Raw genomic sequence first — 12,658 nt, 5'->3', positions numbered from 1 at the left:
TGTGCGTCACCGGCGTGAGCGGTAGCGGCAAGAGCACCCTGGTGAACGAGCTGCTGCATCCGGCGCTGGAGCACCAGCTGGGTATGAAGGTGCCCTTCCCGGCCGGCCTGGGGGAGTTGCGCGGCATCAAGGCGATCGACAAGGTGATCGTGATCGACCAATCGCCGATCGGGCGCACCCCCCGCTCCAACCCCGCCACCTACACCGGAGCCTTTGATCCGATTCGCCAGGTGTTTGCGGCCACGGTGGAGGCCAAGGCCCGGGGTTATCAGGTGGGGCAGTTCAGCTTCAACGTCAAGGGTGGCCGCTGTGAGGCTTGCGGCGGCCAGGGCGTAAATGTGATCGAGATGAACTTCCTGCCGGATGTCTATGTTCAGTGCGATGTCTGTAAGGGGGCCCGCTATAATCGCGAAACCCTCCAGGTGACCTACAGGGGCCACACGATCGCCGATGTTCTGGAGATGACGGTGGAGCAGGCCGCCGATGTGTTCTCAGCTATCCCCCAGGCGGCCGATCGGCTGCGCACCCTGGTGGATGTGGGCCTGGGCTACGTGAAGCTGGGCCAGCCGGCACCCACCCTCTCCGGCGGTGAGGCCCAGCGGGTCAAGCTGGCCACTGAACTCTCCAAGCGGGCCACCGGCAAGACCCTCTACCTGATCGACGAGCCCACCACCGGCCTGAGCTTTTTTGATGTGCACAAGCTGATGGATGTGATGCAGCGCCTAGTAGACAAGGGCAACTCGATCCTGGTGATTGAGCACAACCTCGATGTGATCCGCTGTGCCGATTGGATCGTTGATCTGGGCCCCGAAGGTGGCGACAAGGGGGGCGAGATCGTGGTTTGTGGCACCCCAGAAGAGGTGGCTGAGCATCCCACCAGTCATACCGGCCGCTATCTCAAGCAGGTGTTGGAGCAGCATCCGCCGGAGCTGGTGCTGGCCTGATAAGAGAGGGTCTAAGGATTACGTCATCCTGTTACAACAATATTATTTATGACGAAGTCATAATTGCTTTGCCAGGGTTGCTACTATGGTGGAGTTATTATTTTTCCATTGGCTAATGGCTTACATCCTTACCCATTTCTGGCCAGGTGCGACGGAACAGCAGTATCGGGATGAAGTCGCAGCTGTTCATCCAAAGGGTGGCTTGCCAAAGGGGCAGCTCCATCACGCAGCTGGAGCAGTCGATGGTGGTGTGTTGATTGTGGCAATTTGGGACTCCAAGGAGTCATCGGATCGCTTTGTTGCCGACGTGCTGATGGCCCATGTGCCTGAACCTGGTGGTTTCTCCGGCAAGCCGGAAGAGCGGGCCGCTGAATGCTTTAATTTTATTTCCCAATAGCGCGCTCTCAATAGTTAGATCTTTGATCAGGGCAAATTCTGGGCTTGGGAACATAGACAAGCCCTTTTCTTTGAATTTTATTGATATTCCCCCAGGGTCTCGTTGAACCGAGGGAAGATCAGGGTTCCGGTTCTTGGCTGGCAACACCGGCGTATTCGCTATTGGCGTCGGGCATCCAGTAGCTCAGATCGTTGTGCCAGAACAGCCGGCCGGGTAACTGGCCGGTGCTGAGCTTGGTGCTGGCCATGGCCGTTACCAGCTGGCCCAGCTCCAGAGGGGAGAGATCGGTCTTGATGTCGTTGCCGGCAACCTTGAGCAGCTCGGGCAGGCGGGTCAGGGTGGCTGGCTGGGCCAGCTTGCGAAACACCTCGGCCAGCACGAGTTTCTGCCGCTCCATCCGGCCCAGGTCACCCAGTTCGTCGTGGCGGAAGCGCAGGAAGCCCTCGAGCTGCTCCCCCCTGAGCACCTGGCGGCCCGGATAGAGGTCGATGTAGAGGTTCTGGGCGTTGTCGACGTAGTACATCCGCTTGGGCACATCCACTTCGACGCCACCGAGGGCTGCCGCCAGGTGCTCCACCGCCCGCAGGTTCACCCGCACATAGCGATCAACCGGGGCGTCCAGCAGGTTGGCCAGTTCCTGCTTCAGAGCATCCATGCCGCCGAAGGCGTAGAGGGCATTGGCTTTGACGATGCCGAATTCGCTCGACTCCACGAAGGTGTCCCGGGGCACCTGGGTGAGCTGGGTGGTGCCGTCCTTGAGCTGCACCGTGAACATCACATCGGTGTTTTCGCCGACCTTGTCGGTGCCGATCACCAAGATGCGACGGTTGGCGAAGGCGAAGGGGTTGATCAGCCCGCTGAGCTGCTGGGGCCCTTGCAGCAGGGCGGCCATGGCTCCCGTGGCTAGCTGGGGCAGGGGGCCAGCCAGGCCGTAGCCCAGGGCAATCCCAAGGGCAAAGGGCAGCAGGGGCGGCCGGCGCCGCTTGGCCGGTTGGGGGGATTTGCGGCGGCTGCGCAGGTCGGTCACCCCAGGCGCGCTGCGGCTGTCGCCGTCGCTGCGACGCTGGCGGAGTGGGGCCTGGCTCATGGTTGCTTTTGCTGAATGCACCATAAGGGCCAAATCCCTTGCCCACCAGGCGCTGAGGGCCGCAGAGATGGTTGGCACCCGGCACAATCAGAATGGTTGACTTCTATCCAGGGACACGCAGATGGGTTGGCCTTTGGGTTTCAGTACAGCCGGCGACGCGGCCAATGGCCTGCTGTTTGGCTGGGACATTGCCACATTGCAGAAATGGGCCCTGATCTACCTGGGTCTTTCCTCCCTGGCCTTTGTGGTGGTGTGGGTGGTGGGCTATCTGCGGCGCAACTGATCCCCAGGTTGGGCGTTGCCAGCTCAGTTCAGCAGGGTGAGCTGGCGTACGGGTGATTCCTCGTTGATGAAGCCGTAGGCCTCAAACACGCTGGGATCCGGGTGGGTGATGTGTTGGCCGTCGCTGTGCCGCTCAAGCTGGAAACCCTCGGTAGCCATGCGGCGCATCAGGGCGGCCGCCTCTTCAAAGCGGGCGGCCATGGCAGAGAGGCTGGCGCAGTCTGAGCTGAGGCCGGTGTCCTTCCAGGTGAAGTAGGCCATGGGATCGGGGGAGGGGGCAGGGTTCAGGGCAGCAGCACCAAACCCAGTCCCACCAGTAGCAGGCTGGCGATCCAGAAACGGATCACCACGGTTTGCTCGCCCAGCCCCCCCAGCTCGAAGTGGTGGTGCAGAGGGGCCATCTTGAACAGGCGCCGGCCCTGGCCGGTGGCTGGGTCTTTGGTGGCCTTGAACACCCACACCTGCAGGATCACCGACAGCGATTCCGCCAGGAAGACCCCACCCATCAGCAACAGCGGCCAGAGGCTGTTGGCAAGCAGGGCCACGGCACTGAGGGCTGCCCCCATCGCCAGGGAACCGGTGTCGCCCATGAACAGGCGGGCCGGATGGCGGTTGTGGGCCAGAAAGCCCAGCCAGCAGCCGGCCATCGCGGCGCAGAAGCCCGCCAGGGAGGCATCGCCCCCGTGGCCGCGCAGCATCAGTTGCAGCCCCATGCCTGTGAATACCACGGCGCCGCAGCCTGCCGCCAGGCCGTCGAGCCCATCGGTGAGGTTGGTGGCGTTGCTTTCGGCCATGAAGACAAACAGGCCCAGGGGCCAGATCAGCAAGCCGATCGGCAGCACCCAACCCAGGGGCAGGGCGATGTCCCCAGCATCGGCCCCGCCCAGCCACTGGCCCAGGCCAGCCCAGATAAGAAAAAGCGTGGCCGCAAGGGCTTGCAGCAGCAGCTTGGCCCGGGCGGTCAGGCCCTTGTTGGTCTGGCGGGTGAGGCTGCGCCAGTCGTCAATGGCTCCGATTGCCATGAAGGCCAGGGTGACGGCCGCCACCGCCACCAGGCGCGGATCGCCTGGTGTGATCAGGCCGCCCACCAGGACGCCCACGGGCACCACCAGCAGGCCCCCCATGGTGGGAGTGCCCGCCTTGATCCTGTGGCCCTGGGGACCCTCTTCCCGGATCACCTGGCCCAGTTTGAGCCGCTGCAGCCGCGGCACCCCCCAGGCGGTGACGCCTCCACTGACCAGGGCGGCCAGCAGCAGCGGCGCGGAGAGCTGGAGGGAGCGGCTGTGCCAGTCGCTCAACAGACAGGCCAGAAGCAGGATGCCGCCGAGCAGCAAGGCCATGGGCTGACTGCCGGAACCTGGAGACACCACCACCAACTTCAGTCTTCCCAGTTTTCGTCCTGTTGTTCGTCGTCCTTGTTGTAGTCCTCTTTCTCACCCATCAATGCCGAGAGTTCCTCCTCTTCCACCGTGCTCACGTCGGTGCTGGCGGTTTCCTCGTCAGCCACCAGGCGCCCGCTGCTCTCCAGCCAGCTCAGCAGGTCGGGCTCATCTCGCAGGGGCAGCACCGGTGCCGGCTCGCTGCGGCCGTAGCGCGTCAGCGAAGGGTTGATGCTGTCGAGCCGGCTACTGCCACTGGTTGCCAGGTTGCTCATGAAGGGGCTGCGCTTGACAAGTCCAATCCATCACCATAGCGGTGTAGAGGATGGAATTCATGAAACTGGCTGGAGTGGCGCGCCTCTGGAGTCTGGCCCTGGCCCTCAGTGCCCTGCTGGCTGCAGCGGGTCAGCGCTGGCCGGCGCCCTTGCCCCTGCAACCTGCCCTGGTGTGGTTGTTGGTGCTTCTGCCGCCGCTGGCCCTGGGGCTGTGGTTGCTCACCCACTGGTCCCTGCCCGACCCCGACAGGGGAGAATTGAATGACTGAGCACGGGAGTGGCTGGATGGGTCGGGCTAAGAAGGCGGTGCTGGCCTATTCCGGTGGGGTGGACACCAGCGTCTGCATCCCCTATCTGAAGCAGGAATGGGGCGTGGAGGAGGTGATCACCTTCGCGGCCGACCTGGGCCAGGGGGATGAGCTGGAGCCGATTCGCCGCAAGGCGCTCGAGTCCGGTGCCAGCCAGTCGATTGTGACTGACCTGATCGAACCCTTCATCACCGAATTCGCCTTCCCGGCGATCCGGTCCAATGCTCTCTACGAGGGGCGCTATCCCCTCAGCACGGCCCTGGCCAGGCCCCTGATCGCCCGCCGGCTGGTGGAGATCGCCCGCGAGGTGGGTGCCGATGCGGTGGCCCACGGCTGCACCGGTAAGGGCAACGACCAGGTGCGTTTCGATGTGACTATCGGCGCCCTGGCCCCCGATCTCAAGGTGCTCACGCCGGCGCGGGAGTGGGGCATGAGCCGGGAGGAAACGATCGCCTACGGCGAGCGCTGCGGCATCCCCTCGCCGGTGAGCAAGAAGTCGCCCTATTCGATCGACCTCAACCTGCTGGGCCGCTCGATCGAGGCCGGCCCCCTCGAAGACCCCAACGTGGAGCCGCCCGAGGAGATCTATGCCCTCACCGTGAGTGTGGATGCGGCTCCGGATCAGCCCCAGCTGGTGGAGATCGGTTTTGAGCAGGGCAACCCGGTGAGCATCGATGGGGTTCGCCTCGATCCAGTGAGCCTGATCCGCCGCGCCAACGCCCTGGCCGGCAGCCATGGCTTCGGCCGGCTCGACATGATCGAGAACCGGGTTGTGGGCATCAAGAGCCGGGAGATCTACGAAACCCCTGGGCTGCTGCTGCTGATCAAGGCCCACCAGGAGCTCGAGAGCCTTACCCTGGCGGCCGATGTGCTGCGCAGCAAGCGCCAGCTCGAGCAGCAGTGGGCCGACCTGGTGTATCAGGGCCTCTGGTATGGGCCGCTCAAGGACGCCATCGATGGCTTCATCGACCGGACCCAGATCGCGGTAAATGGCACCGTGCGGATCAGGCTTCACAAGGGCAACGCCACCGTGGTGGGGCGCAGCAGTAGCAGCGACAGCCTCTACGTGCCCTCCATGGCCACCTACGACGCCGGCGATCAGTTCGACCACCGGGCTGCCGAGGGCTTCATCTATGTCTGGGGCCTGCCCACCCGCCTCTGGGCTGCCCGCCGGCGCTAGGCAGCACTGCTCTGGTCTGCCAGTCCAAAGGCGTGGCGCAGGGCCCGGCGCAGCCGGGGTCTTTCCTGTTGCTGCGGCAGCAGCACTGGTTGGGGAGCCGCGCCGACGCCAGGTTGGAGTTGATGCAGGTGTTGGCGCAGCACGGTATTTTCGCTGAGCAGCCGCTGTTGCTGCTCGAGCAGGGGCTGCAGCCGCTGCCGGAATTTGTTCTCAAAAACGTTGGGAAGGTCTTCGAGCAGGGCCTGCATCGCCTGCAGCTCCTCCCGGGTTCTGGCCAGCTCCCGCTCCAGTTGCTGGGGAGATAGCCCCAGCGTATCCGGTTCGATTTGGCTGGGATCCGGCTCCATGGCCCGAGGTTACGCTTCTGCGGGAAGCATTACAAGCTGGGCCAGATCCCGGTCCGAATTGCGTGTCAGCTCGCGAGCCGAATCACACTGGTGCCGGTTCCATCGGGGCAGCTTCGCTGGCGGCCCCTGGCAGGGTGCGGGGAGCGGGCATGGGCCCATCCTGCTTGACCGTGAGATAGCGAATCACGTCCTCGGAGAGCCGCATCGCCCGCTCGAGTGGGCCCACCTGTTGGCCGTCGCCGTTGTGGTTGAGCTGGACGTAGATGCCTTCGCGGTGCTTGGCGATCGTGTAGGCGAGCCGGCGCTTGCCGCGCATCTGGCAATCCAGCACCTCGCCGCCGGATTCGGTGACCAGATCGCGGTACTTGGTGACATGGCTCTCCACCTCTTCCTCCGGAATGTCCGGACGAAGGATGTACATGGTCTCGTAATAGGGCTGCGTCATGGTCGCTTGGGGTTGGCGCCTCAGGGTTTGGGGCAGCGGCCAGCGGGCTGGGGCCCACCGGCGACGGATCCATCACCTTACAGCTGCATTCGCACCGCCTCAGACAGGCTGGGAATGTCGGCATCCTTGCCCCGCAGGTTTTGGACCACCGCGAAGGAAACCAGCACCAGGGCGCCCAGGAAGACCGTGTTGCTGAGGGTCTTGCCGATGAAGTCGAGGGAATTGAGCTGGAACACCTGAAAGGCCAGGCTGATCAGCACTATCACGATGTCCACCAGGATCGCCTGGAGCACGTTGAAGCGGATCAGGTAGGGCACCCGGCTGTTGCGCACCACCGCCAGGAACAGCACCAAGAACAGCACTAGGCCGCCAAAGGGCACCGCCTGCTCCAGCAGGGCGATGGGCAGGATCGGCACCCCCAGCCACTGCAGGGCCGGGAACAGGCCAAACAGGTTGCGGCCGAAGGGGAAGGCGTCGCTCCAGGGCAGCAGGTAGGCCAGGGCTGCCAGCAGCCTTTGCCAGATCGGGGGAGCCTGCATGGCCTGGGTGGTGCCGGATTCGCCAAGGCTAAGGGCCGGTGCCTGGTGGGGAGAGTTGGGCCAGGGCCGCGGCCCGCATCGCCGCCACCGGCACGACCTCGATACCGCTCCACTGGCGCAGGGCGGCGGCCCCCTGTTGCACCAGCATCTCCAGGCCGTCCAGGGCTTCGCAGCCCCGGGCGGCGGCGGCCGCGAGCAGGGCAGTGGGACGGGGGGTGTAGATGAGGTCGTAGACGCAGCTTTGCGGCGGCAGCGCCTCCAGCTCGACGGGGCTGAGTGGGCAGCGGCCGGCGGCCCCTGGGTCGCTGGCTGAGGCCATGCCCACCGGAGTGGTGTTGACCACCAGGCGGGCCTCGGCTAGGGCGCTCTCTAGCCCGGTGCTTTGGCAGGGCTGGGTGCTTTGGGGTTGCCAGGTGAGCGCCTCGACCTGGGGTGCCCAGCTGCGGCAGCTGGCCAGGAGGGCCTGCTGCTTGGCGGCGTTGCGGCCAGCCACCTCGATGCTGCCGCAACCCAGCTCCACCAGGGCGGCCACCACGGCCCGGGCACTGCCGCCGCAGCCCAGCACCACGGCCCGCTTGCCCTGCCAGTCGCGCCCGCCGGCCCGCAGGGGAGCCAGGAAACCAGCCACATCGGTGTTGTCGCCCCGCCAGCCCCCCTGCGGATGGCGCACCAGGGTGTTCACCGCGCCCAGCCGCTCGGCCAGGGGTGAGAGGGTGCGGCACAGCCCGGCAACGGCTTGCTTGTGGGGCAGGGTGACGTTGAGGCCGCGGCAATCGACGGCCTCCAGCCCCCGCAACACCGCCTCCAGCTGGTCGGCGGCGGCGGGCATGGCCAGGTACACCCAGTCAAGGCCCAGCTCCGCCAGGGCGGCGTTGTGCATGGCCGGCGAGAGGGAATGGTGCACCGGGTTCCCCAGAACCCCAGCTAGGGCAGTGTGTCCGGAAATCGATGGGGTCATGGCGAAAGGGGCGGTGCTTGGGCCTGTTCGGGAACCACACCTCGCCTGGAAAGGCCCTGGTTGCTGAAGATGTTTCCAGATCGTTTCATTCACCGCAAGGAGGTGGGAATCCATGGGCAAGGTTGTTGGTATTGACCTCGGCACTACGAATAGCTGTGTCGCCGTGATGGAGGGCGGCAAGCCAACTGTGATAGCCAACGCCGAAGGGTTCCGCACGACCCCTTCTGTGGTGGCCTACACCAAAAACCAAGATCAGTTGGTGGGCCAGATCGCCAAGCGTCAGGCGGTGATGAATCCCGAAAACACTTTCTATTCGGTCAAGCGCTTCATCGGCCGTCGGGTTGATGAGGTTAACGAAGAGTCGAAGGAAGTGAGCTACGGCGTCGAGAAGGCGGGCTCCAACGTCAAGGTGAAGTGCCCGGTGCTGAACAAGCAGTTTGCCCCCGAGGAGGTGAGTGCCCAGGTGCTGCGCAAGCTGGCGGAAGACGCCGGCAAATACCTCGGTGAAACCGTCACCCAGGCGGTGATCACCGTTCCCGCCTATTTCAACGACTCCCAGCGCCAGGCCACCAAGGATGCCGGCAAGATCGCCGGCCTCGAGGTGCTGCGCATCATCAACGAGCCCACTGCGGCGGCCCTTGCCTACGGCCTCGACCGCAAGAGCAATGAGCGCATCCTGGTGTTCGACCTGGGCGGCGGCACCTTCGACGTGTCGGTGCTGGAAGTGGGGGATGGCGTGTTCGAAGTGCTCTCCACCTCCGGTGACACCCACCTGGGCGGCGATGACTTCGACAAGGTGATCGTCGACTATCTGGCTGACAATTTCAAGGCCAATGAGGGCATTGACCTGCGCCAGGACAAGCAGGCCCTGCAGCGCCTCACCGAGGCTGCCGAGAAGGCCAAGATCGAGCTCTCCAGTGCCACCCAGAGCGAGATCAACCTGCCGTTCATCACCGCCACTCCCGAGGGCCCCAAGCACCTCGACCTCAACCTCACCCGCGCCAAGTTTGAAGAGCTGGCCTCCAAGCTGATTGATCGCTGCAGGGTGCCGGTGGAGCAGGCCCTCAAGGACGCCAAGCTCAAGTCGGCCGAACTCGATGAGATCGTGATGGTGGGCGGCTCCACCCGCATCCCCGCGGTGTTGGAGCTGGTCAAGCGGGTCACCGGCAAGGACCCCAACCAAACTGTCAACCCTGACGAGGTAGTGGCCGTGGGGGCCGCCATCCAGGGTGGCGTGCTGGCAGGTGAGGTGAAGGACATCTTGCTGCTGGATGTCACACCGCTCTCCCTGGGGGTGGAAACCCTCGGTGGGGTGATGACCAAGATGATCACGCGCAACACCACCATTCCCACCAAAAAGTCCGAGACCTACTCCACGGCGGTGGACGGCCAGACCAACGTGGAGATCCACGTGCTCCAGGGCGAGCGCGAGATGGCCAGCGACAACAAGTCGCTCGGCACTTTCCGCCTCGACGGCATCCCGCCTGCTCCCCGGGGCGTGCCCCAGATCGAAGTCACCTTCGATATCGATGCCAACGGCATCCTCAGCGTCACCGCCAAGGACAAGGGCAGCGGCAAGGAGCAGAGCATCTCGATCACCGGCGCTTCCACCCTCAGTGAAAACGAGGTGGAGAAGATGGTGAAGGATGCCGAAACCAACGCCAGCGTCGACAAGGAGAAGCGCGAGCGTATTGACACCAAGAACCAGGCCGAAACCCTCGTTTACCAGGCCGAAAAGCAACTTGGCGAGCTGGGCGACAAGGTGGGTGCCGAGGACAAGGCCAAGGTGGAGGCTTCCTCCACCAAGCTCAAGGAGGCCATTGCCAAGGAAGATTTCGACGCCATGAAGTCGGAACTCGAAACCCTGCAACAGGCCCTCTATGCCGCCGGTGCCGCCGTCTACCAGCAGGCCGGCGCGGCCGGAGCCACCCCTAGTGGCAACGGCAACGCTGCCGCCAGCGATGGGGCCAGCGGCGCGGCCAGTGACGACGTGATCGACGCCGAGTTCACCGAGAGCAAATAGGGCCCTAGGGCTTGATGAAGAGGGAGCCTGGCCTCAGGCTCCCACGCCGGCCAGGGCTGCCTTCGCCTTGGTGACCACGCCCGCTGGTAGTGGGATGTAGCCGAGCCCAGGGGCCTGGCGCTGGGCGCCATCGCTGAGGGCGTAATTGATCGTGCGCTGAAGGGCGGCAAGTTTTGCGCCGTTGCCGCTCCGGTAGAGCAGCACCCAGGTGAAGGTGACGATCGGGTAGCCGGCGCTGGGATTCGGATCGCTGCCGGTGAGATCGGCCCCAAGGTCGATTGTGGCCAGGGCCTGGCTGGCAGCGGCAGCATCGGGTAGGGCAAAGCTGCCGCTACGGTTTGCGATGGCGGCGGCTTGCAGCACGCCCCGCACATAGGCCGCTTCCACGTAGCCGATGCTGCCCTTGGTTTGCAGCATGGTGGCGGCGACTCCCTCGTTGCCCTTGGCCCCCACGCCGGTGGGCCAATTCACCGATTTGCCGACGCCGGGCCCGTTCTTCCAGCTGGGGCTGAAGGCGGCCAGGGAATTGGTGAAGTTGTAGGTGGTGCCGGAGCCATCGGAGCGCACCACCACCTGGATTGGTTGGTTGGCGCAGCCGAGCTCCTGGAAGTTGGTGATCTTGCCCTCGAAGATCTGCACCAGTTGGGCCTGGCTGAGCTTGAGGCTGCAGCTGGGCAGGTTGTAGGCAACGGCGATGGCGCCTGCGGTGAGTGGAAGTTGCACCACCCCTCGCTGGATCTTTGCGGCCTCGCGCGCATCTAGGGGTTTGTCACTGGCGGCAAAATCCACCGTGCCTGCCTCAAACTGGCGCACGCCGGCGCCGGAACCCACCGACTGGTAGTTGACCCGGATCCGTTCCCTGGCGGCCAGGTCTGCAAACCAGCGCTGGTAGAGCCCCGCCGGAAAGCTGGCTCCTGCCGCCTGCAGGATTTGGCTGGTGCCCCCGCCGGGGGATACGCCGCAACCACTGAGGCCAACCAGGCCGAGGGCTGCCCCCACCATTGCGCGTGAACCAAAACGGATGAGGGCCATGAGGGGCAGCTGGAGTGGGCTTGGTGGCCAAGGGTCAGGCCAAGCCGGGCAGGTTAGGGCTTGATTAAGAAGGGGCCTCCAGCTGCTGCGCCACCCACTCCGCCGTCGCTGGCGCCAGCAGCAGGCCGTTGCGGTAATGGCCGCTGGCCAGCACCAGCCCAGGTTCCAGCTGTTCCAGCAAGGGGGCCGGGCGACCGATCGGGTGGGGCCGGTGGCCCTGCCAGTGCCTGACCAGCTGGGCCTGCCGCAGCCAGGTGGGCGCTGCGCCGCCTAGTTCCCGCAGGGCGGCCAGGGCGTCTGGATCGGCCCGGCAGCCCGGCTCTAGGGTTGCCCCCAGCCACAGCCGCTCGCCCTGGGCTTGGCTGGGGGGGCGTGGCACCAGGTTCAGCCCCTGCCACACCACGGCGCCTGGCCAGGCCGGGCTGGCGCCCCAGTGGGTGCCAGGGGGAAGCTCGAGCTCGAGGGCCTGGCCCAGCACCGGCTCCAGGGGCAGGAAGTGATCGAGCGGTTTCAGCAGGCCGGCGCTGGCCACCCCTGCCGAGAGCACCACTGCTTCGGCCTGCAGGGCCTGGCCGGCCTGGGTGTGCACCGTCCACTGGCCGGATCGGCGCTCCAGCCTTGCGGCTGCCTCCCCGCAGGTTTGGATTCCGAGCCTCCGCCCATCCCCCAGCAGCGCCTGCAGGGCCGGGCCCGGATCCAGTTGGCCGTCGGCGGGGGAATAGAGCCCGCCGATGGCCCCGTCCGGTAGGGCTGGGCTCAGGTCGGCGAGCCGCTGACGGCTCCAGAGCTCCAGCGGGATGGCCTGGCGCTGGCGCTCGAATTGGAGCCGCTGCTGGCGCTCCAGGTCGGTGGGGCTGCTGGCCAGGATTAGCAGCCCTGGCTGCCAGGCCAGCGGCCAGCCATGCTCCCCCAGCTCCTGGCGCCAGCGGCCCCAGAGGTGCAGGCTGCGCTGGCGCAGCCGCCAGGCCCGGCCACTGCTGCGCTGGAACACGTGGGCCATCACAACCCCCAGGGCGGCCCAGCTGCCTGCGGTTGGATCGGGGGCCCCGTTTAGACAGGGATCGAGCAGCTGCACCTGGTGGCCACGGCCCTGGAGCAGCCAGGCGCAGGAACGGCCCACCAGGCCCGCGCCGATCACAATCACCGAGCGCGGACTGGTGGCCCTGGGGCTTGGCTGGATCAGGCCTGTTTCAGGTCTTGCTGCACCTGGGCAGGCAGCACCTGGGCGTAGAGGCCGAAGCCACTGGCCACCTTGATATAGGCCTTGCGCAGCTTGTCGCCGTCCTGGAGCTTGGCGGCCTCATCGAGTTGGGCAAAGGCTGTTTTCAAGGCTGAGGCGCGCTTCTCGGCCTCGGGGCGGTCGGCGGGCAGCAGCCTTTGGTTGATGTAGCTCATTTCCCGGCCCACTTCCTGCATCGGGCCGTGGATCAAGTTGGCGGTGAAGACCCAGTTGCGATCATTT

At 65.4% G+C, this 12,658-nt stretch carries 16 protein-coding genes and 1 pseudogene; 6 read left to right on the top strand and 11 right to left on the bottom strand.

Annotated elements, in window-relative coordinates; genetic code table 11:
• Together KBZ15_RS08340 and KBZ15_RS08335 are read left to right on the top strand one after the other, a co-directional pair.
• Positions 1–944, top strand: a pseudogene (locus KBZ15_RS08340) (excinuclease ABC subunit A); the annotation flags it as partial.
• Positions 945–1,029: 85 nt separating this feature from the next.
• Positions 1,030–1,341 (top strand): hypothetical protein, encoded by a 312-nt coding sequence (locus tag KBZ15_RS08335; RefSeq protein WP_255014729.1) that lies wholly within the window; start codon positions 1,030–1,032, stop codon positions 1,339–1,341.
• A 118-nt stretch (positions 1,342–1,459) separates the two neighbouring features.
• Here KBZ15_RS08335 and KBZ15_RS08330 read toward each other — a convergent pair whose 3' ends face one another.
• Complete coding sequence (locus tag KBZ15_RS08330; protein ID WP_255014728.1) at positions 1,460–2,428, bottom strand: LCP family protein; 969 nt, start codon at positions 2,426–2,428, stop codon at positions 1,460–1,462.
• Positions 2,429–2,549: 121 nt separating this feature from the next.
• Between KBZ15_RS08330 and KBZ15_RS08325 the strand changes: the two genes are divergently transcribed.
• A complete protein-coding gene (locus KBZ15_RS08325) occupies positions 2,550–2,711 on the top strand; it encodes a cytochrome B6 (RefSeq protein ID WP_254930516.1) in 162 nt (53 codons plus the stop codon).
• 23 nt (positions 2,712–2,734) lie between these two features.
• Here KBZ15_RS08325 and KBZ15_RS08320 read toward each other — a convergent pair whose 3' ends face one another.
• The 3 genes from KBZ15_RS08320 to KBZ15_RS08310 are packed head-to-tail and all read right to left on the bottom strand — an operon-like array spanning position 2,735 to position 4,364.
• Positions 2,735–2,971: a hypothetical protein gene (locus KBZ15_RS08320; RefSeq protein WP_255014727.1), complete on the bottom strand. Its 237-nt coding sequence runs from the start codon at positions 2,969–2,971 to the stop codon at positions 2,735–2,737.
• Between the two features lie 23 nt (positions 2,972–2,994).
• Positions 2,995–4,050, bottom strand: coding sequence for a phospho-N-acetylmuramoyl-pentapeptide-transferase (mraY, locus tag KBZ15_RS08315; protein WP_255014731.1), 1,056 nt, complete (start codon positions 4,048–4,050; stop codon positions 2,995–2,997).
• Positions 4,051–4,088: 38 nt separating this feature from the next.
• Positions 4,089–4,364, bottom strand: a complete 276-nt coding sequence (locus KBZ15_RS08310; RefSeq protein WP_254930519.1) for a DUF3134 domain-containing protein — start codon at positions 4,362–4,364, stop codon at positions 4,089–4,091.
• A 59-nt stretch (positions 4,365–4,423) separates the two neighbouring features.
• On the opposite strand from KBZ15_RS08310, the gene KBZ15_RS08305 reads away from it, so the two are divergent.
• Together KBZ15_RS08305 and KBZ15_RS08300 are read left to right on the top strand one after the other, a co-directional pair.
• Positions 4,424–4,633, top strand: a complete 210-nt coding sequence (locus KBZ15_RS08305) for a hypothetical protein (RefSeq protein WP_255014726.1) — start codon at positions 4,424–4,426, stop codon at positions 4,631–4,633.
• Between the two features lie 16 nt (positions 4,634–4,649).
• Positions 4,650–5,852 (top strand): argininosuccinate synthase, encoded by a 1,203-nt coding sequence (locus KBZ15_RS08300; RefSeq protein ID WP_255014730.1) that lies wholly within the window; start codon positions 4,650–4,652, stop codon positions 5,850–5,852.
• On the opposite strand, the gene KBZ15_RS08295 is transcribed toward KBZ15_RS08300, so the two are convergent.
• The 4 genes from KBZ15_RS08295 to KBZ15_RS08280 all read right to left on the bottom strand — a co-directional run bounded on the left by KBZ15_RS08295 (position 5,849) and on the right by KBZ15_RS08280 (position 8,141).
• A complete protein-coding gene (locus KBZ15_RS08295; RefSeq protein ID WP_255014725.1) occupies positions 5,849–6,199 on the bottom strand; it encodes a hypothetical protein in 351 nt (116 codons plus the stop codon). The two genes, KBZ15_RS08300 and KBZ15_RS08295, sit on opposite strands and share 4 nt — an antisense overlap.
• Before the next feature lie 82 nt (positions 6,200–6,281).
• Positions 6,282–6,644 (bottom strand): 30S ribosomal protein S6, encoded by a 363-nt coding sequence (gene rpsF, locus KBZ15_RS08290; RefSeq protein ID WP_255014724.1) that lies wholly within the window; start codon positions 6,642–6,644, stop codon positions 6,282–6,284.
• Positions 6,645–6,721: 77 nt separating this feature from the next.
• Positions 6,722–7,183: a Tic20 family protein gene (locus tag KBZ15_RS08285; protein WP_255014723.1), complete on the bottom strand. Its 462-nt coding sequence runs from the start codon at positions 7,181–7,183 to the stop codon at positions 6,722–6,724.
• 28 nt (positions 7,184–7,211) lie between these two features.
• Complete coding sequence (locus tag KBZ15_RS08280; RefSeq protein WP_255014722.1) at positions 7,212–8,141, bottom strand: shikimate dehydrogenase; 930 nt, start codon at positions 8,139–8,141, stop codon at positions 7,212–7,214.
• Between the two features lie 112 nt (positions 8,142–8,253).
• On the opposite strand from KBZ15_RS08280, the gene dnaK reads away from it, so the two are divergent.
• Complete coding sequence (gene dnaK, locus KBZ15_RS08275; protein WP_255014721.1) at positions 8,254–10,164, top strand: molecular chaperone DnaK; 1,911 nt, start codon at positions 8,254–8,256, stop codon at positions 10,162–10,164.
• A 33-nt stretch (positions 10,165–10,197) separates the two neighbouring features.
• Here dnaK and pstS read toward each other — a convergent pair whose 3' ends face one another.
• The 3 genes from pstS to psbQ form a co-directional block, all read right to left on the bottom strand.
• The gene (gene pstS, locus KBZ15_RS08270; RefSeq protein WP_255014720.1) at positions 10,198–11,196 is read right to left on the bottom strand and encodes a phosphate ABC transporter substrate-binding protein PstS; all 999 of its coding nucleotides are present in this window, start codon (positions 11,194–11,196) and stop codon (positions 10,198–10,200) included.
• 64 nt (positions 11,197–11,260) lie between these two features.
• Positions 11,261–12,340 carry an FAD-binding oxidoreductase gene (locus tag KBZ15_RS08265; protein ID WP_255014719.1) on the bottom strand — a complete coding sequence of 360 codons (1,080 nt, stop codon included), beginning with the start codon at positions 12,338–12,340 and terminating at the stop codon, positions 11,261–11,263.
• Positions 12,341–12,375: 35 nt separating this feature from the next.
• Positions 12,376–12,658 (bottom strand): photosystem II protein PsbQ (psbQ, locus tag KBZ15_RS08260; protein ID WP_396123420.1); only part of this gene is annotated, 283 nt, incomplete at its 5' end.

The sequence above is a fragment of the Cyanobium sp. BA20m-p-22 genome, from assembly GCF_024346275.1.
Taxonomy (GTDB): Bacteria; Cyanobacteriota; Cyanobacteriia; order PCC-6307; family Cyanobiaceae; genus Cyanobium_A.
This window is presented reverse-complemented; position numbering and strand designations above follow the sequence as displayed.

Coding starts and splice junctions, on each gene's coding strand:
- KBZ15_RS08300 (WP_255014730.1), top strand. CDS start 4,650: ATGGGTCGGGCTAAGAAGGCGGTGCTGGCCTATTCCGGTGGGGTGGAC.
- dnaK (WP_255014721.1), top strand. CDS start 8,254: ATGGGCAAGGTTGTTGGTATTGACCTCGGCACTACGAATAGCTGTGTC.
- KBZ15_RS08335 (WP_255014729.1), top strand. CDS start 1,030: ATGGTGGAGTTATTATTTTTCCATTGGCTAATGGCTTACATCCTTACC.
- KBZ15_RS08305 (WP_255014726.1), top strand. CDS start 4,424: ATGAAACTGGCTGGAGTGGCGCGCCTCTGGAGTCTGGCCCTGGCCCTC.
- pstS (WP_255014720.1), bottom strand. CDS start 11,196: ATGGCCCTCATCCGTTTTGGTTCACGCGCAATGGTGGGGGCAGCCCTC.
- KBZ15_RS08295 (WP_255014725.1), bottom strand. CDS start 6,199: ATGGAGCCGGATCCCAGCCAAATCGAACCGGATACGCTGGGGCTATCT.
- mraY (WP_255014731.1), bottom strand. CDS start 4,050: ATGGCCTTGCTGCTCGGCGGCATCCTGCTTCTGGCCTGTCTGTTGAGC.
- KBZ15_RS08325 (WP_254930516.1), top strand. CDS start 2,550: ATGGGTTGGCCTTTGGGTTTCAGTACAGCCGGCGACGCGGCCAATGGC.
- KBZ15_RS08330 (WP_255014728.1), bottom strand. CDS start 2,428: ATGAGCCAGGCCCCACTCCGCCAGCGTCGCAGCGACGGCGACAGCCGC.
- KBZ15_RS08320 (WP_255014727.1), bottom strand. CDS start 2,971: ATGGCCTACTTCACCTGGAAGGACACCGGCCTCAGCTCAGACTGCGCC.
- rpsF (WP_255014724.1), bottom strand. CDS start 6,644: ATGACGCAGCCCTATTACGAGACCATGTACATCCTTCGTCCGGACATT.
- KBZ15_RS08285 (WP_255014723.1), bottom strand. CDS start 7,183: ATGCAGGCTCCCCCGATCTGGCAAAGGCTGCTGGCAGCCCTGGCCTAC.
- KBZ15_RS08280 (WP_255014722.1), bottom strand. CDS start 8,141: ATGACCCCATCGATTTCCGGACACACTGCCCTAGCTGGGGTTCTGGGG.
- KBZ15_RS08310 (WP_254930519.1), bottom strand. CDS start 4,364: ATGAGCAACCTGGCAACCAGTGGCAGTAGCCGGCTCGACAGCATCAAC.